The 25,860-nt window shown below is 70.8% G+C and carries 25 protein-coding genes and 1 pseudogene; 15 read left to right on the forward strand and 11 right to left on the reverse strand.

Annotated features, from left to right (window positions below):
• Positions 1-58: 58 nt before the first annotated feature.
• The 6 genes from ACFHWS_RS04885 to urtE all read left to right on the forward strand — a co-directional run bounded on the left by ACFHWS_RS04885 (position 59) and on the right by urtE (position 6,063).
• On the forward strand, positions 59-976 hold the full coding sequence (locus ACFHWS_RS04885) for an acyl-ACP desaturase (RefSeq protein ID WP_416567764.1): 918 nt from the start codon (positions 59-61) through the stop codon (positions 974-976).
• Positions 977-1,257: 281 nt separating this feature from the next.
• Positions 1,258-2,433, forward strand: a complete 1,176-nt coding sequence (gene urtA / locus ACFHWS_RS04890; protein WP_282230390.1) for an urea ABC transporter substrate-binding protein — start codon at positions 1,258-1,260, stop codon at positions 2,431-2,433.
• Between the two features lie 33 nt (positions 2,434-2,466).
• Positions 2,467-3,342: an urea ABC transporter permease subunit UrtB gene (gene urtB / locus ACFHWS_RS04895; RefSeq protein WP_416567708.1), complete on the forward strand. Its 876-nt coding sequence runs from the start codon at positions 2,467-2,469 to the stop codon at positions 3,340-3,342.
• Positions 3,339-4,547 carry an urea ABC transporter permease subunit UrtC gene (gene urtC, locus ACFHWS_RS04900; protein ID WP_416567709.1) on the forward strand — a complete coding sequence of 403 codons (1,209 nt, stop codon included), beginning with the start codon at positions 3,339-3,341 and terminating at the stop codon, positions 4,545-4,547. The genes urtB and urtC overlap by 4 nt, the downstream gene beginning before the upstream one ends.
• On the forward strand, positions 4,544-5,365 hold the full coding sequence (gene urtD, locus ACFHWS_RS04905) for an urea ABC transporter ATP-binding protein UrtD (protein ID WP_416556784.1): 822 nt from the start codon (positions 4,544-4,546) through the stop codon (positions 5,363-5,365). Before urtC ends, urtD begins: the two co-directional genes overlap by 4 nt.
• A 5-nt stretch (positions 5,366-5,370) precedes the next feature.
• On the forward strand, positions 5,371-6,063 hold the full coding sequence (gene urtE / locus ACFHWS_RS04910; protein ID WP_282234643.1) for an urea ABC transporter ATP-binding subunit UrtE: 693 nt from the start codon (positions 5,371-5,373) through the stop codon (positions 6,061-6,063).
• A gap of 31 nt (positions 6,064-6,094) precedes the next feature.
• Here urtE and ACFHWS_RS04915 read toward each other — a convergent pair whose 3' ends face one another.
• A complete protein-coding gene (locus ACFHWS_RS04915) occupies positions 6,095-6,628 on the reverse strand; it encodes a PaaI family thioesterase (RefSeq protein ID WP_281554496.1) in 534 nt (177 codons plus the stop codon).
• A gap of 56 nt (positions 6,629-6,684) precedes the next feature.
• Between ACFHWS_RS04915 and ACFHWS_RS04920 the strand changes: the two genes are divergently transcribed.
• The gene (locus tag ACFHWS_RS04920; protein WP_416556782.1) at positions 6,685-7,167 is read left to right on the forward strand and encodes a winged helix-turn-helix transcriptional regulator; all 483 of its coding nucleotides are present in this window, start codon (positions 6,685-6,687) and stop codon (positions 7,165-7,167) included.
• A 17-nt stretch (positions 7,168-7,184) separates the two neighbouring features.
• Positions 7,185-7,576 (forward strand): annotated as a pseudogene (locus tag ACFHWS_RS04925) (VOC family protein).
• Positions 7,577-7,619: 43 nt separating this feature from the next.
• Here the strand turns inward: ACFHWS_RS04925 and ACFHWS_RS04930 are convergent.
• From ACFHWS_RS04930 to ACFHWS_RS04950, 5 genes are all read right to left on the reverse strand, one after another.
• Positions 7,620-8,468 carry an ABC transporter ATP-binding protein gene (locus ACFHWS_RS04930; RefSeq protein WP_416567710.1) on the reverse strand — a complete coding sequence of 283 codons (849 nt, stop codon included), beginning with the start codon at positions 8,466-8,468 and terminating at the stop codon, positions 7,620-7,622.
• Positions 8,465-9,337: an ABC transporter permease gene (locus ACFHWS_RS04935; protein ID WP_282230397.1), complete on the reverse strand. Its 873-nt coding sequence runs from the start codon at positions 9,335-9,337 to the stop codon at positions 8,465-8,467. The genes ACFHWS_RS04930 and ACFHWS_RS04935 overlap by 4 nt, the downstream gene beginning before the upstream one ends.
• Positions 9,334-10,371, reverse strand: coding sequence for an aliphatic sulfonate ABC transporter substrate-binding protein (locus ACFHWS_RS04940; RefSeq protein ID WP_416556780.1), 1,038 nt, complete (start codon positions 10,369-10,371; stop codon positions 9,334-9,336). The genes ACFHWS_RS04935 and ACFHWS_RS04940 overlap by 4 nt, the downstream gene beginning before the upstream one ends.
• Before the next feature lie 52 nt (positions 10,372-10,423).
• Positions 10,424-11,605, reverse strand: coding sequence for an agmatinase family protein (locus ACFHWS_RS04945; RefSeq protein WP_416567711.1), 1,182 nt, complete (start codon positions 11,603-11,605; stop codon positions 10,424-10,426).
• A gap of 230 nt (positions 11,606-11,835) precedes the next feature.
• Positions 11,836-12,783, reverse strand: coding sequence for a helix-turn-helix domain-containing protein (locus tag ACFHWS_RS04950; protein ID WP_416567712.1), 948 nt, complete (start codon positions 12,781-12,783; stop codon positions 11,836-11,838).
• A gap of 68 nt (positions 12,784-12,851) precedes the next feature.
• On the opposite strand from ACFHWS_RS04950, the gene ACFHWS_RS04955 reads away from it, so the two are divergent.
• The 4 genes from ACFHWS_RS04955 (at position 12,852) to ACFHWS_RS04970 (ending at position 16,313) form a co-directional block, all read left to right on the forward strand.
• The gene (locus ACFHWS_RS04955; protein ID WP_348650086.1) at positions 12,852-13,055 is read left to right on the forward strand and encodes a hypothetical protein; all 204 of its coding nucleotides are present in this window, start codon (positions 12,852-12,854) and stop codon (positions 13,053-13,055) included.
• A gap of 83 nt (positions 13,056-13,138) precedes the next feature.
• Positions 13,139-13,939: a class I SAM-dependent methyltransferase gene (locus ACFHWS_RS04960; protein WP_416567713.1), complete on the forward strand. Its 801-nt coding sequence runs from the start codon at positions 13,139-13,141 to the stop codon at positions 13,937-13,939.
• Between the two features lie 59 nt (positions 13,940-13,998).
• Positions 13,999-15,084: a mandelate racemase/muconate lactonizing enzyme family protein gene (locus ACFHWS_RS04965; protein ID WP_416567714.1), complete on the forward strand. Its 1,086-nt coding sequence runs from the start codon at positions 13,999-14,001 to the stop codon at positions 15,082-15,084.
• Complete coding sequence (locus tag ACFHWS_RS04970) at positions 15,084-16,313, forward strand: MFS transporter (RefSeq protein ID WP_416567715.1); 1,230 nt, start codon at positions 15,084-15,086, stop codon at positions 16,311-16,313. Before ACFHWS_RS04965 ends, ACFHWS_RS04970 begins: the two co-directional genes overlap by 1 nt.
• A 6-nt stretch (positions 16,314-16,319) precedes the next feature.
• Here ACFHWS_RS04970 and ACFHWS_RS04975 read toward each other — a convergent pair whose 3' ends face one another.
• Complete coding sequence (locus ACFHWS_RS04975) at positions 16,320-17,441, reverse strand: pyridoxal-phosphate dependent enzyme (RefSeq protein ID WP_416567716.1); 1,122 nt, start codon at positions 17,439-17,441, stop codon at positions 16,320-16,322.
• A gap of 254 nt (positions 17,442-17,695) precedes the next feature.
• Between ACFHWS_RS04975 and ACFHWS_RS04980 the strand changes: the two genes are divergently transcribed.
• The 3 genes from ACFHWS_RS04980 to ACFHWS_RS04990 are packed head-to-tail and all read left to right on the forward strand — an operon-like array spanning position 17,696 to position 20,473.
• Positions 17,696-18,475, forward strand: a complete 780-nt coding sequence (locus ACFHWS_RS04980) for a class I SAM-dependent methyltransferase (RefSeq protein ID WP_416556773.1) — start codon at positions 17,696-17,698, stop codon at positions 18,473-18,475.
• Positions 18,472-19,695, forward strand: coding sequence for an ATP-grasp domain-containing protein (locus ACFHWS_RS04985; protein WP_416567717.1), 1,224 nt, complete (start codon positions 18,472-18,474; stop codon positions 19,693-19,695). The genes ACFHWS_RS04980 and ACFHWS_RS04985 overlap by 4 nt, the downstream gene beginning before the upstream one ends.
• A 19-nt stretch (positions 19,696-19,714) precedes the next feature.
• Positions 19,715-20,473 carry a class I SAM-dependent DNA methyltransferase gene (locus tag ACFHWS_RS04990; protein ID WP_416556771.1) on the forward strand — a complete coding sequence of 253 codons (759 nt, stop codon included), beginning with the start codon at positions 19,715-19,717 and terminating at the stop codon, positions 20,471-20,473.
• A 2-nt stretch (positions 20,474-20,475) separates the two neighbouring features.
• Here the strand turns inward: ACFHWS_RS04990 and ACFHWS_RS04995 are convergent, their stop codons facing one another.
• From ACFHWS_RS04995 to ACFHWS_RS05010, 4 genes are read right to left on the reverse strand one after another with little or no spacing between them, the layout of a single operon-like run.
• Positions 20,476-21,261, reverse strand: coding sequence for an ATP-binding cassette domain-containing protein (locus ACFHWS_RS04995; protein WP_416567718.1), 786 nt, complete (start codon positions 21,259-21,261; stop codon positions 20,476-20,478).
• Positions 21,262-21,264: 3 nt separating this feature from the next.
• Positions 21,265-23,244, reverse strand: a complete 1,980-nt coding sequence (locus ACFHWS_RS05000; protein WP_416556769.1) for a dipeptide/oligopeptide/nickel ABC transporter permease/ATP-binding protein — start codon at positions 23,242-23,244, stop codon at positions 21,265-21,267.
• Positions 23,241-24,281 carry an ABC transporter permease gene (locus ACFHWS_RS05005; protein ID WP_416556811.1) on the reverse strand — a complete coding sequence of 347 codons (1,041 nt, stop codon included), beginning with the start codon at positions 24,279-24,281 and terminating at the stop codon, positions 23,241-23,243. The genes ACFHWS_RS05000 and ACFHWS_RS05005 overlap by 4 nt, the downstream gene beginning before the upstream one ends.
• Positions 24,278-25,834 carry an ABC transporter substrate-binding protein gene (locus ACFHWS_RS05010; protein WP_416556768.1) on the reverse strand — a complete coding sequence of 519 codons (1,557 nt, stop codon included), beginning with the start codon at positions 25,832-25,834 and terminating at the stop codon, positions 24,278-24,280. The genes ACFHWS_RS05005 and ACFHWS_RS05010 overlap by 4 nt, the downstream gene beginning before the upstream one ends.
• Positions 25,835-25,860: the final 26 nt, after the last annotated feature.

Genomic DNA, 25,860 nt, shown 5'->3' on the forward strand with positions numbered 1-25,860 from the left:
GCTGTCGTAGGTTGCCCCGGTAGGGAGAACGTCATTGACCGTCGCCGCCACCACCCCGATGTCCCAGACCGCGCTGCTCGTCGAGCTCGAACCGGTGGTCGCCGAGAACCTCGACCGGCACCTCGGCCTGGCGAAAGAGTGGTTCCCGCACGAGTACGTGCCGTGGAGCGACGGACGGACCTTCGACGGCCCGCTCGGCGGTGAACCCTGGTCGCCGGAGGACTCGCAGATCCCAGACGTCGCCCGTACCGCGTTGATCGTCAACCTGCTCACCGAGGACAACCTGCCCTCGTACCACCACGAGATCGCCACCCTGTTCGGTCGCGACGGTGCCTGGGGCATCTGGGTGCACCGGTGGACCGCCGAGGAGGGCCGGCACGGCACCGCCATCCGGGACTACCTCACCGTCACCCGGGCGGTCGACCCGGTCGAGCTGGAGCGGGCCCGGATGGTGCACATGTCCAACGGGTACGTTAACCAGCACGACGACGAGGTGCTGCACTCGCTGGCGTACGTGTCGTTCCAGGAGCTGGCCACCCGGATCTCACACCGCAACACCGGCCGAGCCACCGGTGACCCGCTCTGCGAGCGGCTGCTGGCCCGGGTCGCCGCCGACGAGAACCTGCACATGATGTTCTACCGCAACCTGCTCGGCGCGGCGTTCGAGCTGGCGCCGAGCCAGGCGATGCGGGCGGTGGCGGACGTGGTCGCCAACTTCCAGATGCCGGGCGTGGGCATCGAGGGCTTCGCCCGAAAGTCGGTGGCGATCGCCATGGCCGGCATCTACGACCTGCGTCAGCACCGCGACGAGGTGCTCGCGCCGGTGCTGCGCCAGTGGGACATCTGGAACGTCACCGGGCTGGACGCCGACGGCGAGGCGGCCCGGGACCAGATCGCCGCGCAGATGACCCAACTGGACACCGCCGCGTCCCGGTTCGAGACCCGGCGGGAGGAACGGCGCGCCCGCGGCCGGTAAGTGCCGTCGCGGCGCTTCAGGAACGGTGAGTACGGGTCCCGTGGCTGGTCGGCCACGGGACCTTCGTCGTGTGTAGTCCGTCCACCGTGTCTGTCCTAGTTGCTGACCGCACAGCCGTTCAGGTTCGTTGTGAGACGGGCTTAACGCGTTGGAAATCGATGGGTCGAGATTCATGAAACCCAGCGTCCCTACGTTTCGTGGCACCACGATTTCGGCTGAAGGGGAGTTGGATGCCACGACGCTTCCGGGGCGGCCTCGCCGCACTCTGTATATTGTCGACATTGGTTGCCGCGACCGCCTGTGCGGAGGACCCCACGTCCTCGGCCGGTGGCGGCGGTGACTCCGACACCATCAAGGTCGGTATCCTGCACTCGCTGAGCGGCACCATGGCGATCAGCGAGGTCACCGTACGCGACGCAGAGTTGCTCGCGATCGAGGAGATCAACGCCGCCGGTGGCGTGCTGGGCAAGCAGATCGAACCCGTCGTCGAGGACGGCGCGTCGGACTGGCCCACCTTCGCCGAGAAGGCGCAGAAGCTCATATCCCAGGACAAGGTCGCCACCGTCTTCGGTGGCTGGACGTCGGCCAGCCGCAAGGCGATGCTGCCGGTCTTCGAACGCAACAAGGCGCTGCTGTGGTACCCGGTGCAGTACGAAGGGCTGGAGAGCTCCGAGTACATCTTCTACACCGGGGCCACCACCAACCAGCAGATTGTCCCGGCCCTGGACTACCTCGCCGAGCAGGGCCATCAGACGATCTTCCTGGTCGGCAGCGACTACGTCTTCCCACGTACCGCCAACAAGATCATCACCGCGTACGCCGAGGCCAACGGCATGCAGATCGTCGGCGAGGAGTACACCCCGCTGGGCCACACCGAGTACAGCACCGTGGTCAACAAGCTGCAGCAGGCTCAGCCCGACGCGGTGTTCAACACCCTCAACGGCGACAGCAACGTCGCCTTCTTCAAGCAGCTGACCAGCGTCGGAGTCACCGCCGAGACGATGCCGACCGTGTCGGTCAGCGTCGCCGAGGAGGAAGTCGTCGGCATCGGCCCGGACAACGTCGCCGGCCACCTGGTGGCCTGGAACTACTACCAGACCACCGAAGGTGAGCGGAACACCGCCTTCGTCGAGGCATTCAAGGCCAAGTACGGGGCGGAGAAGGTCACCTCCGACCCGATGGAGGCCGGCTACAACGCGGTCTACCTGTGGGCGGCGGCGGTCGAGGCGGCCGGCAGCACCGACGTCGAGGCGGTCAAGGAGGCCGCCGGCGGGATCAGCATCGAGGCACCGGAAGGCACCGTCACCATCGACGGCGACAACCAGCACGTCTTCAAGACGGCCCGGATCGGCGTGGTGCAGCCCGACGGGCAGATCCAGGAGGTGTGGAACTCCGGTGAACCGATCAAGCCGGACCCGTACCTGACCGGCTACGACTGGGCCGAAGGCCTGTCGTAACAGGCTAGTAGCAAGCGGAGGGAGGTGCCCGCCATGGCGGTACTCAACCAACTGGTCATCGGCGCGAGCATCGGAGCGGTGCTGCTCCTGATCGCGCTGGGACTGACGTTCACCTTCGGACAGATGGGCGTCATCAACATGGCCCACGGGGAGTTCATCCTGGCGGGCGCCTACACCGCGTACATGATGCAAGGGCTGGTCGGGGCGCAGGCCGTCCCGGCCGCCCTGCCGGTCGCGTTCCTCATCGCCGGCACCATGGGCCTGATCCTGGAACGGCTGGTGATCCGGCGGTTCTACGGTCGGCCGCTGGACACGCTGCTGCTCACCTTCGGAGTCAGCCTGATCCTGCAGCAACTGGCCCGGGACATCTTCGGTGCGCCGAACGTGCAGGTCACCGCGCCCGGCTGGCTCACCGGCGGGATCGACGTGGCCGGCGTACAGCTGCCGTACAACCGGATCTTCATCATGGCGCTCGCGGTCGGCTGCGTGGTGGCGATCTCGCTCTACCTCAGCAAACTGTCGTACGGCCGGCGGATGCGGGCGGTGATGCAGAACCGCGAGCTGGCCGCGGTGACCGGGGTGGCCACCCAGCGGGTCGACCAGCTCACCTTCTTCATCGGCTCCGGCCTGGCCGGTGTCGCCGGGGTGGCGCTGACCCTGATCGGCCCGGTCGGGCCGTCGCTGGGCACCTACTACATCGTGGACGCGTTCCTCGTCGTCGTCGCCGGGGGACTCGGACAGCTGCGCGGGGCGGTGATCGCGGCGGTCGCCCTCGGCGCGATCAACAGCTTCGTCGAATTCTGGACCGATGCGAGCCTGGCCAAGGTGGTGGTCTTCGCAGTGATCGTGGCCTTCCTCCAGTTCCGTCCGCAGGGCATGTTCGTCCTCCGTTCCCGGGCGCTGACATGAGCGCCGCCCGGACGACCACCCCCGCCACCGGGCCGGCCCGGCCGGCCAGCCGCTGGCCCGGACCGGTCGGCTTCGTCGCCGGCGGCGTGCTGCTGCTGGTGGTGGCACCGCTGGTGCTCAGCCCGTTCCGGCTCGACCTGCTCGCCAAGTACCTCTGCTACGCGATCGTCGCGGTCGGCATCTACCTGGCCTGGGGGCGCGGCGGCATGCTGACCCTCGGCCAGGGCGTGTTCTTCGGCCTCGGCGGCTACGCGATGGGCATGCACCTCAAACTTGCCGACGCCGGCGAGGGCAACCTGCCCGATTTCATGGTGTGGAGCGGGGTGGAAACCCTACCGGCCATCTGGGGGCCGTTCCGCAGCCCGGCGTTCGCCCTGGTCATGGTGGTCGTGCTGCCCACCGTGGTGGCGCTGATCCTGGGCACCCTGGTGTTCCGCCAACGGGTGCGCGGCGCCTACTTCGCCGTACTGTCCCAGGCCCTGGCCGCCGCGTTCGTGATCCTGCTGGTCGGCCAGCAGGGCCTCACCGGCGGCACCAACGGCCTGACCAACGTGCAGTTCTTCTTCGGCCTCGACCTGTACGACCCGACGCAGAAACGGATCGTCTACTACGTCGCGGTCGTCGCGCTCGGCCTGGTCTTCCTCGCCGCCTGGCAGCTCACCCACTCCCGGTTCGGCAAGCTGCTGGTCGCCATCCGCGACGGTGAGGACCGGGTCCGCTTCCTCGGCTACGACCCGGCCGTGGTGAAGACCATCGTGTACGCGCTGTCGGCGGCCATGGCCGGGATCGCCGGCGCGCTGTTCGTGCCGGTGGTCGGCATCCTCGGCCCGGCCGACCTCGGCGTCGTACCGTCGATCGAGATGCTGGTCGCGGTCGCCATCGGCGGGCGGTTCTCCCTGGTCGGTGCGGTCGGCGGGGCGATCCTGTTCAACTACGGCAGCACCGTGCTCAGCGAACAGTGGCCATCCGGCTGGCTCTACCTGCTCGGCGGCCTGTTCATCGCGGTGATGATGTGGGCGCCGCGCGGCCTCGCCGGGCTGCTCGCCGACGGCTGGGCGGCGGTGCGGCACCGTTGGCCGGGCCGCGCCGGACCGGCTGGACCGACCGCACCGGTCTCCCCGGCGGCCGGCACGGACGGTGCCACCACCGACGCCGCCGGGCGACCGGTGGAGACCACCGTCGGGGTCGGGGGTGCGAAACCATGAGCGGCAAGCTGGAGGTACGCGGCCTCGACGTCGTCTTCGACGGCTTCCGGGCGATCAGCGACCTCGACCTGACCGTCGAGCCGGGGGAGCTGCGCTTCCTGATCGGCCCCAACGGTGCCGGCAAGACCACCCTGATCGACGTGGTCACCGGCCGGACCCGGCCGGCGTCCGGCTCGGTGCGGTTCAACGGCCAGGAGCTGGTCGGCCGCCGTGAGCACCGGATCGTCCGGCTCGGCATCGGCCGGACCTTCCAGACGTCGGTGGTCTTCGAGCAGCTCACCGTGCTGGACAACCTAGACCTGGCGGCCAGCTTCCGCCGGCGGATGGTCGGCCTGCTGCGCCGCCGGCGCGGTGTCTCCGACCAGGTGTCCCGAGCGCTGGACACCACCGGTCTTGCCGACCTGGCGTACCGGCCGGCCGGGGTGCTCTCCCACGGGCAGCGGCAGTGGCTGGAGATTGGCATGCTGATCGTGCAGCAGCCCAGTCTGCTGCTGCTCGACGAGCCGGTGGCCGGGATGAGCCGCAGCGAGCGGGACCGCACCGGTGAGCTGCTGCGCGAGGTCGCCAAGGACCACACGGTGATGGTGATCGAACACGACATGGAGTTCCTGCGCCGGTTCGCCAGCACCGTCACCGTGCTGCACGAGGGCCGACTGCTCTGCGAGGGCACCGTCGCTCAGGTGCAGGCCGACCCGCGCGTGCAGCAGGTCTACCTGGGGCGCTCCGGTGAGGAGGGTGCTGAACCCGCCGTACCGTCGGCTGTTTCCGTCCCGTCGACCGCTGCCGGACCGTCAGCCGCTCAGGAGGCGTCGTCGTGAGTGCCATGTTGACCGTCGAGTCGCTCGACGTCGCGTACGGTCGGGCCCAGGTGCTGTTCGGGGTCGACCTGCAGGCCCCGGCCGGGTCGCTGGTCTGCGTGATGGGCCGCAACGGGGTCGGCAAGACCACCCTGCTGAAGGCGATCACCGGGGTGCTGCCGGTGCGGTCCGGCCGGGTGACGTTCGCCGGTCGGGACATCACCAGGCTGCGCACCCACGAACGGGTCCGGCTCGGTCTCGGCTACGTCCCGCAGGGCCACGAGACGTTCCCGCAGCTGACCGTCGCCGAGAACCTGCAGGTGGCGGTCGAGGCGGCCCGGACCGACAAGGCGGCGGTCGACGAGGCGCTGGACCTGTTCCCGGCGCTGCGCGGGCTGCTGCGCCGCCGGGCCGGGTTCCTCTCCGGCGGCCAGCAGCAGCAGTTGGCGATCGCCCGTGCCCTGGTCACCCGGCCGAAGATGCTGCTGCTCGACGAACCGACCGAAGGCATCCAGCCGTCGATCATCATCGAGATCGAGGAGGCGATCGAACGGCTGCACACCGAGGCCGGGCTGGCGATCCTGCTGGTCGAGCAGTACCTCGAACTGGCGCTGCGGCTGGCCGACCGGTTCGTCATCCTCGACGCCGGCGAGGTGGTCCGGGCCGGCGACAAGGCGGACCTGCGCGACGAGTCGGTCCGCCAACTGCTGTCGGTGTGACCCGGCCGGCACCGGTCGGCCAGTCCTGCCGTCAGCTGGTCGGTGGCAGCTCGAACAGCAGGCAGGACGAGGTGGCGTGGGCGGTCAGCCGGCCGGCGGCGTCGGTCAGCTTCGCCTCGGCGTACGCGGTGCGCCGACCGCGCTGCACCACGGTGCCCTCGCAGCGCAGCGTGCCCGAGGCGAGCGTCACCGGGCGCAGGAACTTCACGTTCAGGTCGATCGAGGTGTAGCTCGTCCCGGCCGGCAGCACCGAGTGCACCGCGCAGCCGGCCGCAGTGTCCAGCAGGGTCGAGATGATACCGCCGTGCACCGTGCCCAGGGCGTTGTAGTGGAACTCCTGCGGAGTCAGCACGGTGACCACCCGGCCGTGCTCGGGCTCCAAGCCTTCGAGGCCCAGCATCACCATCACCGGTGGGGCGGGGATCTCACCGGAGGCCATCGCCTGTAACTGGCCCAGCCCGTCGAGGCCGTTCAACGCCGCCAGCCGCACCGTGGCGGGGTCGGTCCACGAGAAGGTGCGGCTGCGCTGCGCCGCGTCCGGCGCCGGCTGCTGAGTCTGTGTCATAGACGCAGCCTGGCAGTCGGTTGCTAGGTCTGTCAACAAGACCTAGCCTGGTCGGGGTGAGACCTACCGCACTCGACTGGTCCATCGACAACTGCACCATCGCCCGCACCATGGAGATCATCGGCGAGCGGTGGACCGTCGTCGTGCTCCGCGAGGTCTTCAACGGCGTACGCCGGTTCGACCAGATGCGCGAGCGCACCGGCGTGCCCCGCCAGGTGCTGACCAACCGGCTCACCATGCTGGTCGACCAGGGCCTGCTGCGCCGGCACCCGTACCAGGAACCGGGGGAGCGGCAACGCTACGAGTACCGGCTCACCGGCAAGGGCCTCGACCTGTGGCCGGTGCTGGTCGCCCTGCTGCAGTGGGGCGACCGGTACTGCGTCGACCCGGACGGCTCCCCGCTCGCCGTCGCGCACCGCGACTGCGGGGCCGAGGTCGGCGTCACGATGCGCTGCGCCGCCGGCCACGACGTCGCCGACCCCCGCGACGTACTTCCCCGCCCCGGCCCCGGTGCCCGCCGCCGCGAACCGGCCCGCTGAAGCCCTACGCTGCGGGCGTGCACATCTCGCTCACCGCCATCGTCGTCGACGACTACGACCCGGCCATCGACTTCTTCACCACCGTCCTCGGCTTCGATCTGGTCGAGGACTCCCCGTCGACGACCAACGACGGTCGCCCCAAGCGGTGGGTGGTGGTGCGGCCGCCCGGTGCCGAGACCGGCATCCTGCTGGCCCGCGCCGACGGCGACGCCAGCGGGCGGCGGTTGGCAACCAGACGGCCGGTCGGGTCGGCTTCTTCCTCCGGGTGGACGACTTCGAGGCCGCGTACCAGCGGATGGTGGACCACGATGTGCGGTTCGTGACCGTGCCGCGCACCGAACCGTACGGCCGGGTGGCGGTCTTCGTCGACATCGCCGGCAACCGGTGGGACCTGATCGGCCCTGCCTGAGCCCGAGCCGTCGAACCCGGCCGACGTCAGCCGGCGGTCACTGTCAGCCGCCGGACCCGGTGGCGGCGTGCCGCTGGTGGTAGGCGCGGACCTGGTCCTCCACCTCGGCGCGCAGCGTCAGGAACTCCGGCAGCCGTTTGACGGCCAGGTCCCGTGGCCCGCCGTCCCGGTCCGGCGGCAGCTCCACCGGCAGGTCGGCGGCGACCCGGCCCGGGTCGCTGGCCAGCACCACCACCCGCTGACCGAGGAAGACCGCCTCCTCGACGTCGTGGGTCACCATCACCACCGTGGTGCCGGTGTCCGCCCACACCCGGCGGACGAACAGCTGCATGTCCTCCTTGGTCTGCACGTCGAGGGCACCGAACGGCTCGTCGAGCAGCAGCACCCGCGGTTCGCAGGCCAGCGCCCGGGCGATCGCCACCCGCTGGCGCTGCCCGCCGGAGAGCTGCTTCGGCAGCGCGTGTCGTAGCCCGGTCAACCCGGTCTCAGCCAGGTACCAGGCGACCCGCCGGGCCCGTTCGGCCCGACTGACCGGCAGCAGCTCCAGCCCGAACGCGACGTTGCGTTCCACCGTCCGCCACGGATACACGGCACCGCTCTGCAGCACCAGCCCCCGGTCCGGACCCGGCCCGGTGACCGGCGCACCGTCGAGCAGCACGGTGCCCCGGCTCGGCGTGGACAGCCCGGCGATCAGCGACAGCAGGGTGGACTTGCCCGACCCGGATGCGCCGACCAGGCAGACGAACTCGCCCCGACGTACCGTAAGATCCACGCCGTCGAGTGCGCGCAGCGAGCCGCCGGCGATGGTCCGGAAGTCCTTGCCGACGCCGTCGAGGCGCACCAGCGACGGGCCTGGGCCCGAAGTGGCAACCGAACCTTCGGTCACGGTCACGATGCCCACCTCCCGACCCGGTCGCGGGTCGTCCGCAGCGCCAGGTCGATCGCCACCCCGATCAGGGCGATCACGATCAGTACGGCGAAGATGTTGTCGAGCTGATTGAACCGCTGCGACCGGACGATCCGGTAGCCCAGCCCGGACTGGGCGTTGATCAGCTCGGCGACCACCACGAAGTTCCACGCCGCCGCCGCGTTGACCCGGATCGCGTCGATCATGCCGGGCAGCGAGTGCGGCACGATCACCTTGCGCAGCACCTCGAACCGGCGGGCGCCGAGGGTGTACGACACGTCGATCAGCCCGGCCGGCACGGTGCGGACCACGTTGGCGGTCATCAACGTATTGAAGAAGACCGTCGCGATGAAGATCAACGCGACCTTGGACGGCTCGCCCAGCCCCAGCCAGATGATCAGCAACGGGATGAACGCGCTGGCCGGCAGGTACCGCAGCAGGCCGATCATCGGCTCCAGCGCCGCCCGACCGGCCTGGAAACTGCCCATCAGCAGTCCGAGCGGCACCGACACCGCCACCGCCAAGCCGAAACCGCGCAGCACCCGGCCGACGGTCGCTGCGGTGTCGGTCCACAGCTGACCCGTCCGGGCCATCTCCACCCCGGCGGCCACCGACTCCAGCGGCGACGGCAGGAAGTCCGGCTGCCCGTCGACCAGCATGCTGCCGATCTGCCAGGCGGCCAGTGGCACCACGATCGAGGCGACGGTCAGCGTCCACCGGCCGGTCGCCGGGATCGGCGTCCGGATGGCCAGTAGCGCCGGGACCCGGCGGGCCGGACGCCGCCGGGGCAGCGGCCCCCACGACGCCCGGTCCGCGCGGTCGGTGGCCGCAGCCGGTTCCCGGGTGACGGTCACGGCGACACCGCCGCGACGAACTGCCCGTCGAGCAGCCCGTCCAGCGGCGGTGCCTCGTCCACCAGACCGGTCGCCACCAGGAACTCGGCGATCGACCGGGCCTGGAAGTCCAGGTTGGCCGGGGTGTCGCCCGGTTCGAACGCCGCCTGGTTGTCGGCCAGGTCGAAGATCGTCGTCCCGGCGTCGTACGTGCGGTAGTCCTCGACGCTGACCCCGGCCTGCGCCGCCATGATCTCGACCGCCTCGTCCGGGTTGTCGGCGATCCAGTCCAGGGTGTCGAACCAGGTGTCCACCACCGCCTGGACCTGCTCCGGATGCGCGGCCACGAACTCCGAGTCGAACACCAGATGGTCCGGGATCGCGCCGGGGTGCTCCGCCGAGGTGGCGATCGCCCGGCTGCCCTCGCGGCCCAGCGCGGTGGTGGTGAACGGGGCGAACGCGCCCACCGCGTCGACCTGCCCGGCCAGGAACGCGGCGGCGGCCGCGTCGGTCAGCAGTGGGCTGATCTCGACGTCGTCGGCGCTCAGGCCGGCCTCGGCCAACGCCAACAGCAGCAGGTAGTGGTCGACCGTACCCTCCTCGATCGCGATCCGTTTGCCGGCCAGATCGGCCACCGAGTCGATCCCGGGCGCGGCGATGATCTGGTCGTTGCCGGTCGAGTTGTCGTTGACCAGCACCACGGTCTGCGCTGCGCCACCGCTCACCGACGACAGGGTGTCGTTGAGGGTCTGACTGTTGGCGTCCAGATTGCCGGTGGCCAGCGCGGTCAGACTGTCGGTGTAGCTGTCGAAGTAGGTCAACTCGACCTCGACGCCGTTGTCGCCGAACAGCCCCTGCTCCTGCGCGACCTGCCAGGGAAACCAGCCCGGCCAGGCACTGAACCCCAGCCGTACGGTGGTCGAGCCGTCGCCGTCGGTGGTGGAACCGTCGTCGTCGGCGCAGCCGGCGGCGCTCACCAGCAGCGTCGTCGCGCAGGCGGCGGCGATCAGCCTCCGGGTGGTGGAACGGCGGGAAAATTTGGGGGTACGTCGCATCTCTATGTCCTCCTGCGGAAGGGAAACTACGGGGGATCGGCGCCGCGTCGGCTCAGCGCTCAGTGGCTCGATGGCGCGGCAGGTGCCCGGCGCGGACCAGACAGCCGAGGGTGTCGCAGATGACCCGGGTGGCGATCAGCGAGGTGATCTCGGCGTTGTCGTACGGCGGCGAGCACTCCACCACCTCGATGCCCGCCAACGGCCGTTCGGCGATCAGCTGGATGAACTTGAGGACTTCGCGGGGCAGGAAGCCGCCCGGTTCGGGCCAGCCGGTGCCGGGCACGAACGCGGCGTCCAGGCAGTCCACGTCGAACGACAGCCAGACCGCCTCGGCGCCGTCCCAGGCGACTTCGAGGGCCTTCTCGGCGGCGGCCTCGATGCCCATCTCGACGCAGTCGGTGACCGTCATGATCGTGGTGCCGCGTTCCCGGCCGACCTTGACCCCGGGGCGGGGCGCCTGCCAGCCGCCGATGCCGATCTGCACCAGGTTCTTCGGCGGCACGTTCGGGATGTCGGTGGCGTGGAACCACGGGGTGGTGTGCATCCGCTCGTCGAGGTCGGTCTCCTGGGTGTCGACGTGCCGGTCGAAGTGGATGATGCCCAGGTTGCCGTCGAGGTGTTCGGCGACCCCGCGCACCGTCGGGTAGCCGATCGAGTGGTCCCCGCCGAGCACCACCGGGAAGGCCCCGGAGGAGTAGACGTGGCTGACCGCCTTGGAGATCTGGTCGAAGGTCTTCTCGATGTTCGCCGGGATGGTGAAGACGTCACCGAGGTCGGCGATCGTGATCGACTCGCGCAGGTCGACGCCGAGTTCGAACGAGTACGGCCCGTACAGCGCGGAGATCTTGCGGATACCCTGCGGCCCGAACCGGGTTCCCGAGCGGTACGTCGTGCCACCGTCGAACGGCGTGCCGAGCACCGCCACGTCGTACTCGCCGCAGCGGCGCACGTCCTCGACGTACGGTGCCTTCAGGAAGGTGTTGATCCCGGCGAAGTGCGGCAGCTCGCCACGGGAGAACGTCGGGATCCGCTTGTCGACGATCGAATCGGCACCGGGCAGGCCGTACTCCAGGCCCCGGGCGATCTCCTCTTCCCACTTGGTGGTGGGCAGTTCGGCCTCGCGGGCGACCGCGTACGCTGCCTCCGGGCCGTAGTTGCCGTGCAGCTCGGGTTGGTCGCTGGGCTGCTGGTCGCGGTGCTGGTGATTGTGGTGATGATGGTGGTGCAAGCCCACGGGGCACCTCCGAATGAGGGCCTGGCTGAGGCACAGCCAGACATCCGGCTGCCTCCCGGGCTTTTGTCCCGCCGTGGAACGCCGCCCGCCACGCTGGCGGCCCGACGCCTGCACCTCTCGGACCTGTCCCGTCCCCGGCTGCCCGTGCCTGGCTGCCCGGCGGCGGCGGAACCCTAGGTGCGCCTCACCGTTGGTGAGTCACCCCGGAGTAGACGCCGCTGTGGTTTCGGTCACTTTGCCGACCCGTTGCCGTCGGGTATCGGCTGCGCCCGGGCGGCCAGGTCGGACCAGACCCGCTCGTACGCAACGACGTGCGCCGGCTGGTCGAGGTGCATCGTCCCGGTCAGGGTGTCGAGCCGGACCAGCCCCGACCCGGCCGGCCGCCGTCCGGGGACCGTCGTGGCGGCGGCGAAGCGCAGCAGGGTGAACGGGTTGGTCATGCCGGCGTGCGCGCCGCCGGCCAGCGGCAGCACCCGTACCGAGATCCCCGGCCTGATCGCGAGCGCCCGCAGGTGGTCGAGTTGCGCCCGCGCCGTCGCGTCGTTGCCGACGGTACGCCGCAGCGCCCCCTCGCCGACGATCGCCTGCACCGCCGGCGGATGCGGGTGGGTCAGCAGGTGCCGCTGCCGCGCCGCCAGCTGGTCGAGGCGGGCGGCGATGTCGTCGTCGCTGCGCAGACCGGCCGGGCAGCGCAGCAGCGCCTCGGCGTACCCCGGGGTCTGCAGCAGGTCCGGCAGCGTCGCCTGGCCGTAGCAGCGGATGAGCGTCGCGGACTGTTCGAACACCGGGTACGGGTCGGCGTCGATCGGCAGTCCGGCCAGCCCGTCGTGCCACCAGCGCCCGCCGCTGGGGCGGTCGATCTCCGCCGCGAGGGCGAGCAGCCGTTCCCGGGTCTCGTCGTCGGCCCGGTACAGCCGGCACATCGCTGACATGTCCGCTTCGGTCCAGCGCACCCGCGGGTCGCCGGCCTCGATTCGCCAGAGCGTGCTGTTGCCGCGTCGCAGCTTGTCGGCGGCGACGTCCTGGGACAGCCCGGCCTCGTACCGCAACGCCGCCAGGCACCGTCCCACCTGCCGCCGCAGCAGGGCCGTCCCGCCGGCCTGCGCGTTGATGCCCGCCGTCCGGGCGGCTCTCCCGTTGTACGCCCCGGCCCGTCGGCCGTCACCCCTGCCAGTCATACCCAACAGGGTGAAACAATTACGGGCAACCGTCAAGTGCGGTTGCCTGCAGCCTAACTTGCGAGAGTGTGGACATCGACCTGGTCGGCAGCGCTGAGATAGCCGAGATGCTGGGCCAGCCAGGCGGCCCGCTGTCCCGTCAACGCACGTACACCATCACCAGGTCTCGAACCTTCCCGCTGCCGGTTGCGAAGCTCAAACAGGGTGAGGTTTGGCTTCGCGCCGATGTCGAGCGGTGGATTCAGGAGAACCGGCCGCCCCGGGTCAGCTGAGCCGCGTACCGTCGTGATCCCGCGGTGGCCATAATGTGGGAAGCTGCTCCCGAATTGCGAGACGGCCGGTCTATCGTCGGAGCATGTCAGCTGTATACACGCACGGTCATCACGAGTCGGTGCTGCGCTCCCACCGCTGGCGTACCGCCGAGAACTCGGCCGCGTACCTGCTGCCGCACCTGCGGCCCGGCCAGGCGTTGCTCGACATCGGCGCCGGTCCCGGCACCATCACCATGGACCTCGCCGCGCTCGTCGCTCCCGGCCGGGTCACCGCCACCGAGGTCACCGACGAAGCGCTCGCCCTGTCCCGCGCCGAGGCGCAGGCCCGGGGCGTCACGACTGTCGACTTCACCACGGCCGACGTACACGATCTGCCCTTCCCCGACGACGCGTTCGACGTGGTCCACGCCCACCAGGTCCTCCAGCACGTCGGCGACCCGGTCCGCGCGCTCGCCGAGATGCGCCGCGTCTGCCGGCCCGGGGGAGTGGTCGCGGCCCGCGACAGTGACTACGACCGCTTCGCCTGGCACCCCGCCGTACCCGAGCTCGACGAATGGCTCGCGCTCTACCGGGCGACCGCCCGCGCCAACGGCGGCGAACCGGACGCCGGTCGCCGCCTGCTCTCCTGGGCGCGGGCCGCCAGGTTCGGCGACGTCACGCCCGGTGCTTCCGCTTGGTGCTACGCCACCGACGAGGACCGCCGCTGGTGGGGGACCATGTGGTCGGAGCGCATCGTCGCCTCCGAGATGGCCCGGCAGATCCTCGCCGCCGGCACCGCCACCCCCGCCGACCTGCAACGCCTCTCCGCTGGCTGGCTCCGCTGGGCCGACACACCCGACGGCTGGTTCGCCATCCTGCACGGCGAGATCCTCTGCCGTCCCTGACTTGGACGGCGGATCGATTAACATGGATTATCGACGTGGGGCGTGACAAGCTGATTCGCATGGAGCTCGACGTCCGTCGGATGACCCTGCGCCTGTTGACGGTGTTCCGGAGTTCACAGCACTCCTACGACTCGACGGACACCTGCCTCGTCGCCGTCGTCCACGACGGCGTCACCGGCCTGGGTGAGGGCACACCGGCCTGGGCGCACGGCGAAACCGTCGAGCAGGTCGTCGCGGCGGTCGCCGAACACGGCAGAGACGTCCTCGGCCCGGACCTGTCCGATCCGGACCGGGTCCTGGACCGGGTGGCCGACTGGGACGGACCGGTCGGCGCGCGGATGGCACTCGACGGCGCGGTACACGACTGGGTGGGCCGGTCCGCCGGCGTGCCGACATGGCAGTTGTACGGCGTACCGCGCACCATGCCCGAGCCGACCGGGTACACGATCGGGCTCGGCAGCGTCGCGCAGACCCTGGAACTGGTCGCGAACGCGCCGCCGGTCGGCGCGTTCAAGATCAAGGTGCGCGGCGCCGAGGACCTCGACCGGCTGGCCGCCGTCCGCGCGGTCACCGACCTGCCGGTGCGGATCGACCCCAACGAGGCGTGGGACCTGCGGACCGCGCAGGAACTGACCCCGGCCCTGCGTGCCCTCGACATCCAGCTCGTCGAGCAGCCGTTCCCGAGAGACGCGGTCGAGGCGTACCGCCGCTACCGTGAGCTGCCCGACCGGCTGCCGGTCTTCCTGGACGAGGGCTGCACCGACGTGGACAGTGTCCGGGCGGCCGCCGGCCTGGCCGACGGGGTGGTGGTCAAGTTGGCCAAGTCCGGCGGGGTCCGGGCCACCCGACGGGTGATGGAGGCCGCCCGCCAGGCGGGCCTGTCGGTGATGCTCAGCTGCAACTGCGAGTCGGAGCTAGCGCTGAGCCAGGCCGCCCTACTGGCCCCGCTGGCCGAGCGCATCGACATCGACAGCCAGTTCCTCCTGCGCGACCCCCCGTTCCGGGGGCTGGGCCTCGACCAGGGGCGGATCGTCCTCGGCGACGCCCCAGGGCTGGGCGTGCTGCCGTCCGACCAGCATGCCTTCGGCGGCGTCGACCCGTCGACCGGGGTCGGTGTCCGATCCGACGGCGGGCCGGCCGACTGATGGCCGCACCGGCCACCCCCCGCGCGGCTGCGGGCAACCGCCCCTGGTCGGCGTTGCGCAGGGGTTCCTTCACCCGTGCCCAGTGGGCCGTGCTGATCGGCGGATTCCTGGTCAACGTCGGCTCGTTCTCGATCTATCCGTACCTGGCCGTGCTGCTGCGGGAACGCATGGGCGTGGGCATGGCGCAGGTCGGGGTGGTGCTCGGGGCGGCGACCCTGGTGCAGTTCGCCAGCGCCCCGGCGACCGCTGCGGTGGCCGAGCGGGTCGGTCTCAAGCGGGCCCTGGTGGCGGCCCTCACGCTGTACAGCCTCGGCGGGGCGGCGTTCCTCGCGGGACAGCGGTTCCCGGTGCTGACCGTCGCCGGCCTGTTGCTCATCTCCGGCGGCGGATCACTGTACTCGCCGGCGTACCGCAGCTATCTGCTGCACGACGTGGGCGACGAGCACCGACCCCGGCTGGTGTCGGCGGGCAACGCTGCAGGCAACCTCGGCATCGCGGTGGGGCCGGTGGTGGGGGCGTTGTTCGTGCACCGTCCGGCCGTGATGTTCGCTGCCGTGACGACGGTGTACGCCGGTGTGGCGCTCGGTCACGTCTTTCTCCGCCGGGAGCGGCGGGTCGCCGACGCACCACCGGTGGAGCCGTTCCGGCGGATGCTGCACGGGGTGGCGGTGCTGCCGTTCGTCGTCACCGCCGTGTCGTTCTACGTGCACATGCAGTTCTACCAGTACCTCTCCAGCTACGCCCAGGGCCGGATGGCGACCCTGTTGTTCGGGGCGGCGATGATGGGCTACTCGCTCGGCCTGGTGGTGGTACAGCCCATGGTCGCCGAGCGGGTGGGGAGGATGAGCTACCCGGCGGCGATGGCTATCGGATTCGGTGCCCTGGCGACCGGGATGGCCGCGTTCGCAGGTGGAAACGGTCCGGCGGTCGTCGGCGGGGTCGCCGCGATCAGCGTCGGCAGCGCCGTGTTGTTCCTCAAAAACGACCTCGAAGCGTTGGCGGGGTCGAGAAGGTCGGCGACGGTGGCCTTCGGTCAGCAACGGCTCGCGGTCGGGGTCGGTTCGTTCCTCAGCGGCGTCGCCGGGGGCAGTGTGTACGGGGCGTTCGAACGCGGCGGGTTCCTGCCCGGCTTCTGGCTGTTCGTCGCGGCCCAGTGCGTCGTCCTTCCGGTGCTGGTGCTCACTGTCGGGCGATGGCTGGGACGCCGCGTACCGCCGCAGGGTTCCTAGCCGCGCTCATCCGGCCGACGCGGTCCGGTCGGTTGCGGTCCGGTCAGTTCCTGGGCCGGCGGTGACGGCGGCGGGGCGCAGGTCCTGGCTGGCTGACGGCGGATGGGCACGTCGCGCCCACGGCATGGTCGACCAGGGCGGGGCCAGCTCGTCGAGAGAGGCGATCTCCACCGGCTCCAACGTCTCCATGTCGAGGGCTTCGCGGTGGCGGGCGAAGACCTTGTCGACGTACCGATGGCCGGTGTCGGCTCCGATCAGCAGATGCACCCGTTCCGGGTGGCGTCGGGCCTCCCACCGCGCTGCGAGGTACGCCGCGCCGGTGGAGAGGCCGGCGAAGACCGCATGAGACCGCATCAGCGCGATGGTGCCGGCCATGGCATGGCGGAAGCCGATCCAGTGCACCTGGTCGTACAGTTCGTGGCGGATGTTGTCGAAGGGGATGGCGCTGCCGATCCCGGCGATGATCGCGTCCGGATCCGGAAACTGTTCGCTGCCGAAGCTGACGCTGCCGAACGGTTGGACCCCCACGAGTCGGGTCGACGGCTCGTGGGAGCGAATCGGCTGGATCAGCCCGGCGCTGGACGCGCCGGTGCCGACGCTGGCGACGACGGTCAGCGGGACCTGGGGTACGGCGGCCCGGACGAGGGCCGCCAGTTCGGCGTAGCCGAGTCGGTGTAGCGGGTCGTGGTACTGGCGCATCCAGTGCATGCCGGGGTTGGCACCCAGCAACTCCTTTACCCGCGCCACCCGTCGGTGCTGGTCCAGTCGCAGATCGCTCTCGACGGGCATCTGGTGCACGGTGGCGCCGAGGATCTCCAGCTGCGACCGGATGGTCGGGGTCACCGTGGTCGAGGCGACGATGTGGCAGTGCAGTCCGTACCGGTGACAGGCCATGGCCAACGCGAGGGCGTAGATGCCGCTGGAGCTGTCGACGAGAGTGTCGCCGGGGCGGACGGTCCCCGCCGCCAGCAGCGCCCGTACCGCGCCGAGGGCGGCGTAGACCTTCAGAGTTTCGAACCGGGCCAGGACCATGGTGTCCGACAGGCGGATGAGGCTCGGTGCCTTGATGGCGTCGGTGACGTGCGAGTGCACCGGTGGCGGGGTCGTCGACGGGCCCGTGGACGGCATGGGCTGATCGCTCCTCTGACGTTTGTCGCATTGTCCCTGGTGGATGTGCGTGTCTTGGTGGAAGGCTCCTGTCGATCCGGTGTGGAGGCGTGTCGAGTTGTTCTGCTGACAGGTTGGTCGCGCCGGAAGGCGGATTGGTTCCTGTGCTCTACCCCGTTGCGTGAGTGGTCAGTTTTCTTCGATCAACGGGGAACTTCCGTACATCGTCGAGCGACCTGTAAGGCGTCAGTCGTCGCGCGAGTTCGGAGCTGCCGATGGAGTGGTTTGCAGACGACGGGTTCTGGGTGGACTTCGCTGGCGCGTTGTTCGCCCCGCACCGTCAGCAGGAGGCCCGGAGCTGGGTGGCGACCTCTCCGCTGTTGGAGGTCACGGCTGGGACCAGCGTGCTCGACCTCGGCTGCGGTCCGGGCACCTACGCCGTCCCGCTCGCCGCACGCGGTGCCCGGGTCACCGGGGTGGACCTCAGCGCGGCGATGCTGGACCGTGCCGACCGGGCCAGTGCCCAGGCCGGCGTGCCGGTACGTCTGGTCCGTGCCGACATGCGGGAGTTCGTGGAACGGGACCGCTACGACCTGATCATCAGTATGTACACCTCGTTCGGGTACTTCACCGATCCGGCGCAGAATCAGCTCGTGCTGCGCAATGCCTGGCAGAGCCTGGTGCCGGGCGGTCGCCTGCTGCTGGACCTGTTCAGCAAGGAGATCTTCGCCCGGTGGGCGGGAACCCCGAAAATCGTCGAGGTGGACGGCGGATACCTGGTCATGCGGGATACCGTCCTGGACGACTGGACCCGGTTCCGCAGCGACTGGACCCTGATCCGGGGCGACACCGCCCGGCACGCGTACTTCGAACAGTTCGTCTACAGCGCCGCCGAGATCCGCGCCATGCTGGATACCGCCGGATTCACCGGCATCACCTGCTTTGGCGGCTTCGCCGGTGAACCGTACGACAATCACGCGCAGCGGCTGATCGTGCAGGCGAGCCGTCCCGTGCAGGCGACGCGTCCCCGGCGGGCCGAGGAGGCGGGGACGTGACCATCGTGTCGCTGGAGTCGCTGACGTTCGGCCTCACCCGGCTGCGTGACGCCGCCGCCGAGGGCGGACACCGGCTGTGCCTGCTCACCGGTGACCGGTCGGTCTACGCGTACGAACTCGACCGGCTCGGACCCGACGACGTGACGGTGATCGACGTCGACACCACCGATGTGGCCGCCTGTGCCGCCGCCCTTGACCGACTGCCCGACCTCGCCGGCCTGGTCAACTCGACCGATACGTGGATGTTGCCCGGGGCGACGTTGGCGGCCCGGTACGGCCTGGCCACGCTCGGGCCACAGATGGCGCGGAGATTACGGGACAAGGCGCAGGTCCGTACTTTGCTGCACCGGGCCGGGCTCAGCCGCGCCGACGCGCTCCGCGTGGAGCCCGCCGGAGAGGCGGTTGTCGGAGCGGTCGCGGCGACCGGCTACCCGGTGATCGTCAAGGACTCGGCGGGTACCTCGTCCCGGTCGGTGTGGCTGGTCCGCGACGACGCCGAACGCGACCGGACCGCCCGCCAGGTCGCCGACGCCGCCCTGATTGGTCGACACCTGGTGGTCGAACCGTACTTCCCGGGCCCGGTGTACAGCGCCGAGACCGTCAGCTGGCGCGGGCACACCAGACTGCTCGGGATCGCCGTGCACATCCACACCCCCGAGCCGGTCCGTCGGGAGGAGGCCGTCGCTTTTCCAGTCGCGCTCCCGCCGGCCGAGTCGGACCGGCTGGCGACCTGGATCGGCGAGGTCCTCGCCGCGGTCGGATTCACCGACGGCGTGGCACACACCGAGTTCGCCCACACTCCGGCCGGCCCGGAGGTCGTGGAGATCAACGGCCGGATCGCCGGCGCGGTCATCGGGGAGATGATGTGCCGGTCGCTCGGAGTGAACGTGTACGCCGCGGTGACCGACATCGCGCTCGGCCGCCGGCCCCGGCTGCTCGACGCCCCACTGGGCGCCGACCGTGGCTACGGCATGACGTTCCTGCACCCACCAGCGCCGGGCCGACTCGCCGGCTGGCGCGGACCCGAGCGGCTACCGCTGTTCCCCGGGGGCCCGGAGTTTTTTCCGACCGCCCAGGTCGGTGACCGGATCGTCCACCTCGCCGACCAACGCGGCTGCACCGCCCTGGTGATGGCCGAGGGGTCCACCGCCGAGATCGGCCTCTACCACTCGCTGGCCGCCGCCGGCACCGTCACCCACGAGATGCGACCGCTGGACTGAAGACCCGGACAGGAGCCCCATGAGCACGTACGGACCGGAGACCTACGGCGACCGCAACGCCGACGTCTACGACGAGTGGCACGCCGACCTTGACCCGACCGACGTCGTCGACTGCCTGGCCGACCTGATCGGGCACGGTCCGGTCGGCCCGGTCCTCGAACTGGCCGTCGGCACCGGCCGGGTCACGATCCCGTTGGCGGGTCGAGGAATCGATCTGCGGGGCATCGACGCTTCCGAGGCGATGGTGGCCCGCATGCGGGCCAAACCGGGCGGTGACCGGATTCCTGTCACCATCGGCGACATGGCCGACGTCGATCCCGGCACCGACGATCAGTTCGCCATGGTGTTCGTCGTCTTCACCACCTTCTTCTTCCTGATGACCCAGGAGGACCAGGTACGGTGCTTCGCCAACGTCGCCCGGCGGCTGCTGCCCGGCGGGCTGTTCGTGCTGGAGTGTCTGGTGCCCGACCTCGCCCGCTACCAGCGGCAGCAGAGCGTCGACGCCCACCGCGTCGACCACGACCACGTCCGCCTGGTCGCGGTCCGCCACGACCCCGTCGACCAGCGTTTCGACGGACAGCACATCCTGATCAGCAACGACGGCATGCGGCTTGCCCCGGTGTCGATGCGCTACGCCTGGCCCTCCGAACTCGACCTGATGGCCCGCCTCGCCGGCCTGCGCCGTCGACACCGGTGGGGTGGCTGGCGTCGGCAGCCCTACCTCGGCACCGGCACCCACGTCACCGTCTACGACAAGCCGGCCGGGCCGGACGCGTGACGTCAAGACCGGTCGGTGCCGCCGAGGTCGATGGCGGGGGTCGCCGCGAGCAACGCCCGGGTGTACGGGTGGCGCGGGTCGCCGGTGACCTGCCCGGTCGGTCCCTGTTCGACGATGCGGCCGTGCCGCATGACCGCGACGCGGTTGGCGAGTTGCCGGACGACGGCGAGGTCGTGGGAGATGAACAGGCAGGCCAGACCGAGCCGGTCGCGCAGATCGCACAGCAGATTGAGGATCTTCGCCTGCACCGATACGTCGAGCGCGGTGACGGGTTCGTCGCACACCAGCAAGCGTGGTCCCAGCGCCAGCGCGCGGGCGATCGCCACCCGTTGCTGCTGACCGCCGGACAGCTGCCGGGGCCGGCGTCCGCCGACCGCAGGACCGAGCCCGACGAGGTCGAGCAGCTCGTCCACCCGTGCGGCGCGGGACCGGCCGTTGCCGATCCGGTGGATGTGCAGTGGCTCGGCGAGGGCCTGGCGCACCGTCTGAGCGGGGCTGAGGGTCAGGTACGGGTCCTGGAACACCATCTGGACCTGTCGCCGGTGTGCCCGCAGCGCGCGACCGCGCAGGGCGTGGACGTCGGCGCCGTCGAACCGCACCGATCCGGCCCGGGGCCGGTGCAGTCCGGTGACCACGCGGGCGAGGGTCGTCTTGCCGCAGCCCGATTCGCCGACGAGCCCGACGATCTCGCTGGCGGCGACCCGGAGCGTGACGTCCTCGACCACACTCTGCCGGCCCCGGCCGTACCGCCGGGGGTGGTCGGCGGTGAGCTGTTCGATCTGCAGCATCGGTCAGCTTCCGTCCAGATCGCCGAGTGCCAGAAGGGGCGGCGACGCTCCGGCCGCACGGGTACGGGGGCACGCCGACCGGTGCGCCGGGCCGGGTTCCACCGGCAGCAGAGTCGGCTGCTCGTGCCCACATCCGGCTACGGCGATCGGACACCGGGGAGCGAACGCGCAACCTGACGCGTCGTCCGGCCCGGCACCGGAGCGTCCCGGCATGGTGCGGAACCGGGTGCCCGGTGCCACACCGGGACGCGGCACGGCGTCGAGCAGACCCCGGGTGTACGGATGGTCGGGGTGACGGACCACGGAGTCGAGCGGCCCGTACTCCACGATCCGGCCGGCGTACATCACGGCCACGGCGTCGGCCAGCCGGGTGACCACCGCCAGGTCGTGGCTGACGACGACCATGGCCATGCGCAACTCGTCGTGGAGCTGCCCGAGCAGGTCGAGCAGCCGTGCCTGGACGGTGACGTCGAGCGCGGAGGTCGGTTCGTCGGCGACGAGCAGCTCCGGCTCACCCGCGATCGCGACGGCGATCTGGACCCGTTGCCGCATTCCGCCGGAGAGCTGGTGGGGATACTGGCCGGCGACCGTCGCCGGGTCGGGCAGACCGGCCAGGCGCAGCAGCTCCTCGCTGATCCGGCGGACCGCGGATCGCCGACCCCGGCCGCCCGCGTTGCGGACCGCCTCGTCGACGTGCGCACCGATGCTGCGCAGCGGATCGAATACGGCGAGACTGTCCTGGAAGACCACCCCGACCCGGCGGCCGTTGACGTGGCGGCGTTGCTGAACAGTGAGTCCGACGAGTTCACGTGCCTCGGATCCGGTCCGCAGCAGCGCGGAACCGGTGACGAACGCGTCCGGGTCCAGCAGACCGAACGGCGCCAACGCCGAGGTGGTCTTGCCGCTGCCGGATTCGCCGACGATCGCCAGCGTCTCGCCGCGGCGTACCGCGTAGGAGACGTCGGCGACGGCGCGTCGGATGCCGCCGTCGCGTGGATAGGCGACGGACAGGTGGCGCACCCGCAGCAGCATGTCGTCGTCGACCGTGGTCCTCGACTCGGCTGATCTCCTCGACTCGGCTGTGGCCGGCGTTCCGGGTGCCGGTCGCCGGGGGCGCGGCAAGCGCAGCCGGGACGGAAGGACCCAGCGCAGCACCGACGGCCGTTCGTCGCCGACCGCCAGCCGTTCGCCGAGCAGGTTGCTCGCGAACACGACGGCGGTGATCGCAATGCCGGGCGGGTAGGCCAGCCACCAGGCCGAGGCCAGGTAGGGCCGGCCTTCGATGAGCATCTGGCCCCACTCCGCCTGCGGTGGTGGGATGCCGAGGCCGAGAAAACTCAGCGTGGCGACGCCGAGCACGATGGAGCCGACGTCGGTGCTGGCGTAGACCAGGCACGGGGCGAGGGCGGGCGGCAGCAGATGACGGCCGATGACGCGCACCGGGCCGGCGCCGAGCAGCCGTAGCGCGTCCAGGTGCGGGCTGGCCCGTAGACCCGCGACGCGGGCGCGGGCGATCCGGGCATAGGGGGCCCACGCCCACAGCGACATCGCGACGACGAGATTCTCCACACCGGGGCCGCGTATGCCGATGACCGCCAGCGCCACCAGCATTCCCGGCAACGAGACCGCCATGTCGACGATCCGGGCGACGATCCGGTCGACCCAGCCCCCAAGGTATCCGGCGACGGTGCCGGCGAGCACCCCGACGGTCATCGAGACCGCCAGGACCGCCGCCGTGACGGCGAGTGAGATTCGTGCGCCGTGCAGGAGTCGGCTGAGCTGGTCGCGGCCGAGCTGGTCAGTGCCGAGCGGATGGTCCGCCGATGGTGGCAGCAGGCTGGCCGCCAGATCGTTGGCCGCCGGGTCGGCCGGTGCCAGCGCCGGTGCCAGCAGCCCCACGACCGCGAACCCGGCCAACGGCAGGCCGACCAGCGCCGTCCGGACCGGCGCGGGGATCTTCCGCCTACCGCGTACGACCGTCATCCGGTCTCCGACTTGGCCCGGTGCGGGTGCCCGCCGCCCCGACTCCACGAGGACGCCGTGACGTCGGTGTTGACACCGGAGGTCCGACGGGACCGGGGATCAACGAGGACCTGCGCGACGTCGGCGAGCCGGTTGGCCAGGATGAAGCCTCCGCCGAGCACGAGCGCGCTGGCCTGCAGAGCTGGGACGTCCCGGGTGGCGGCCGCGTGGACGAAGTACGCCCCGAGACCGGGCCAGCCGAAGATCTGTTCCACCACGACCGTGCCGACCAGCAGGCCGCCGACGATCATCCCGGCGACGGACAGGATCGGCCCGGCCGCGTTCGGCAGCCCGTCGCGAAGCACGATCGACAGTGGCCCGCTGCCCCGGGCCATCGCCGCCAGTACGTACGGCCGGTCGATCGCTTCTCGTAACGTGACCGCCACCACCCGGCTGAGCACTCCGGCCGCCGGCAGCCCGAGCACCGCCATCGGCATCACCCAGGTCGAGGGACCGGCCATGCCTGACGTCGGCACCAGTTGCCACCGTAGGGCCAGCAGCAGAACCAGGAGGTAGCTCAGCCAGAACGCCGGCACCGACGTCGCCAGCAGCGCCCCGACCCGCAGGACCCCGCGCAGCGGCCCCCGCCCGGCCACCGCCCCGGCGACTCCGACGGTCATCCCGACCACGACGGCCACCACGACCGATCCCGCCACCAGGCCCGCCGTCACGGTCAGCCGGTCGGCGATCTCGGGGCCGATCGGCAGATTCGTCCGCAGCGACAGTCCGAAGTCGCCGGTGCTCGCGTCAGCCAGCCAGCGCAGGTACCGTACCGGGGCGGGAGCGTCCAGCCCCAGTTCGGAGCGGACGGCCTCGACCTGCTCTGGCGTCGCCGGCCGGCCGGCCCGGGTGGCCGCCAGCACTGCGGCGGGATCGCCACGGGCCAGCAGCACCAGCGCGAACGTTCCGGCCGACAGCGCGAGCAGCACACCGACGGTGTCGACGGTCCACCGTAAGAGGTGGCCGTCGACGGACCGTGGCCGCAGGGACGCGCTCACCCGACGGTGACCCCGGTCAGTTCGAGATCCACGTCGGTGGGCGGCACCGCGAAGCCGTTCACCTCGTCGCGCACCGCCCAGAGCCGGGGCCGGTACACCAACGGGACGAACCCGGTGTCGGCGGCCACCGCCTCGTAGAGGTCCTGATAGGCCTCGGTGCGAGCGGCTGGGTCGGCGGCGAACAGCGCCTTGTCGACCAGGTCCTCGATGGTCGGCGTCACCCACAGTGGCGCCCGCGCCCCGTTGGTGAACAGGGACACGACCGAGCTGGACGGGTCGTACGGTGCGCCGAGGGTCTCGAAGAAGGTCAGATCGTACCTGCCTTCGGCGCGTTCGTCGTAGTAGACGGCGGCATCGACCGGGACCAGTTCCACGCCGATCCCCACCTCCTGCAGGGCGTCGGCGATCGCGGCGGCCATGGTGCGCGGATCGAGCTGCCCCTCTGCCGGTGCGGCGGGAATGAGCAGCCGCAACGACAGCGGCTCCCCGTCGCGGGTCCGGATCTCCCCTTCGCGGAGGTAGCCGGCGGCGTCGAGTACCTCCTCTGCGGCAGCCCGGTCGAAGGCGACCGGCAGATCCGTCCCGGAGTCCGGCACGTTCGGCGGGAACACCCGGCGGGCCGGTTCCGCATGGCCCAGGAACAACGCGGTCGCCAGGGCCTCGGTGTCGATCGCCCGGCTGACGGCTTCCCGCACCGCCCGGTCGCCGGCGGGGCCTTCGGGGTTGAACCCGAGCAGGATCGAGACGTCGGCCGCGCCGGTGAGCAGTCGTACGCCGGCCCGCTCGCGCAAGGACTGCGCCTCTACCGGCGTGATCGGGGCCAGGTAGGCACCGCCGATCAGATCGATCTCCCCGTTGGTGAGCGCGTCGACGCGGGCCTGCGAATCTGGGATCACCTTGAACTCGAGCCGCTCCAGACTCGGCTTCGGCCCCCAGTAGTCGTCGTTGCGCTCCAGCACTGTGCCGGTGGCGCCGTTGGACACCAGTATCCACGCTCCGGTACCTACCGGGTCCTGAAAGGTGCCGTCGGTGCCGGCGGACTGCGGGCTGAGTAGCCGGACGGGACGGACGATCGACATCTCCTGCAGCAGCGGCTCGTACGGTTCGGACAGGGTGAGTACGACGGTGTCCGGGTCCGGGGCGTCCACAGCGGAGACGATCTGCGAGGCCCGGAAGAACGAGAAGCGTTCGTTGCCCACCCACCGGTCGAAGTTCCACTTGACGGCCGCGGCGTCGACCGGCGTTCCGTCGGTGAAGTGCACGTCGTCGCGTAGGTCGAAGCTCACCTGCCGGCCGTCCGGTGTCACCGTCCAGGACTCGGCCAGGCCCGGCTCCAGCTGCCCGTCCTCGCCGTAGCTGACCAGCGGCTCGTAGATGGCGTCGAGGAGCAAGAAGTTGCCGGTGAACGCGTGCGGGTCCAGTGCACCCGACTCGGTGCCCAACCCGATCCGCAACGTCGTCGAGGTGGTGCCACCACCGGAGTCCGCGCTGCAGGCTGTGGTGAGTCCGATCGACGCGGCGAGGACGGCGGCAAGCATGCGGGGTCGCGGCACGAGGACTCCAGATAGATGTAGGTCGA

This window comes from Micromonospora sp. LOL_013 (assembly GCF_048060315.1).
Taxonomy (GTDB): domain Bacteria; phylum Actinomycetota; class Actinomycetes; order Mycobacteriales; family Micromonosporaceae; genus Micromonospora_E.

What these genes read in the sequence shown, in the direction of transcription:
- ACFHWS_RS04940 (WP_416556780.1), bottom strand. Translation starts at nt 10,371, where the DNA reads ATGCGACGTACCCCCAAATTTTCCCGCCGTTCCACCACCCGGAGGCTG.
- urtB (WP_416567708.1), top strand. Translation starts at nt 2,467, where the DNA reads ATGGCGGTACTCAACCAACTGGTCATCGGCGCGAGCATCGGAGCGGTG.
- ACFHWS_RS04950 (WP_416567712.1), bottom strand. Translation starts at nt 12,783, where the DNA reads ATGACTGGCAGGGGTGACGGCCGACGGGCCGGGGCGTACAACGGGAGA.
- ACFHWS_RS04970 (WP_416567715.1), top strand. Translation starts at nt 15,084, where the DNA reads ATGGCCGCACCGGCCACCCCCCGCGCGGCTGCGGGCAACCGCCCCTGG.
- ACFHWS_RS04960 (WP_416567713.1), top strand. Translation starts at nt 13,139, where the DNA reads ATGTCAGCTGTATACACGCACGGTCATCACGAGTCGGTGCTGCGCTCC.
- ACFHWS_RS04885 (WP_416567764.1), top strand. Translation starts at nt 59, where the DNA reads ATGTCCCAGACCGCGCTGCTCGTCGAGCTCGAACCGGTGGTCGCCGAG.
- urtC (WP_416567709.1), top strand. Translation starts at nt 3,339, where the DNA reads ATGAGCGCCGCCCGGACGACCACCCCCGCCACCGGGCCGGCCCGGCCG.
- urtD (WP_416556784.1), top strand. Translation starts at nt 4,544, where the DNA reads ATGAGCGGCAAGCTGGAGGTACGCGGCCTCGACGTCGTCTTCGACGGC.
- urtE (WP_282234643.1), top strand. Translation starts at nt 5,371, where the DNA reads ATGTTGACCGTCGAGTCGCTCGACGTCGCGTACGGTCGGGCCCAGGTG.
- ACFHWS_RS04990 (WP_416556771.1), top strand. Translation starts at nt 19,715, where the DNA reads ATGAGCACGTACGGACCGGAGACCTACGGCGACCGCAACGCCGACGTC.
- ACFHWS_RS04965 (WP_416567714.1), top strand. Translation starts at nt 13,999, where the DNA reads ATGGAGCTCGACGTCCGTCGGATGACCCTGCGCCTGTTGACGGTGTTC.
- ACFHWS_RS04980 (WP_416556773.1), top strand. Translation starts at nt 17,696, where the DNA reads ATGGAGTGGTTTGCAGACGACGGGTTCTGGGTGGACTTCGCTGGCGCG.
- ACFHWS_RS04915 (WP_281554496.1), bottom strand. Translation starts at nt 6,628, where the DNA reads ATGACACAGACTCAGCAGCCGGCGCCGGACGCGGCGCAGCGCAGCCGC.
- ACFHWS_RS04995 (WP_416567718.1), bottom strand. Translation starts at nt 21,261, where the DNA reads ATGCTGCAGATCGAACAGCTCACCGCCGACCACCCCCGGCGGTACGGC.
- ACFHWS_RS05000 (WP_416556769.1), bottom strand. Translation starts at nt 23,244, where the DNA reads ATGACGGTCGTACGCGGTAGGCGGAAGATCCCCGCGCCGGTCCGGACG.
- ACFHWS_RS04975 (WP_416567716.1), bottom strand. Translation starts at nt 17,441, where the DNA reads ATGCCGTCCACGGGCCCGTCGACGACCCCGCCACCGGTGCACTCGCAC.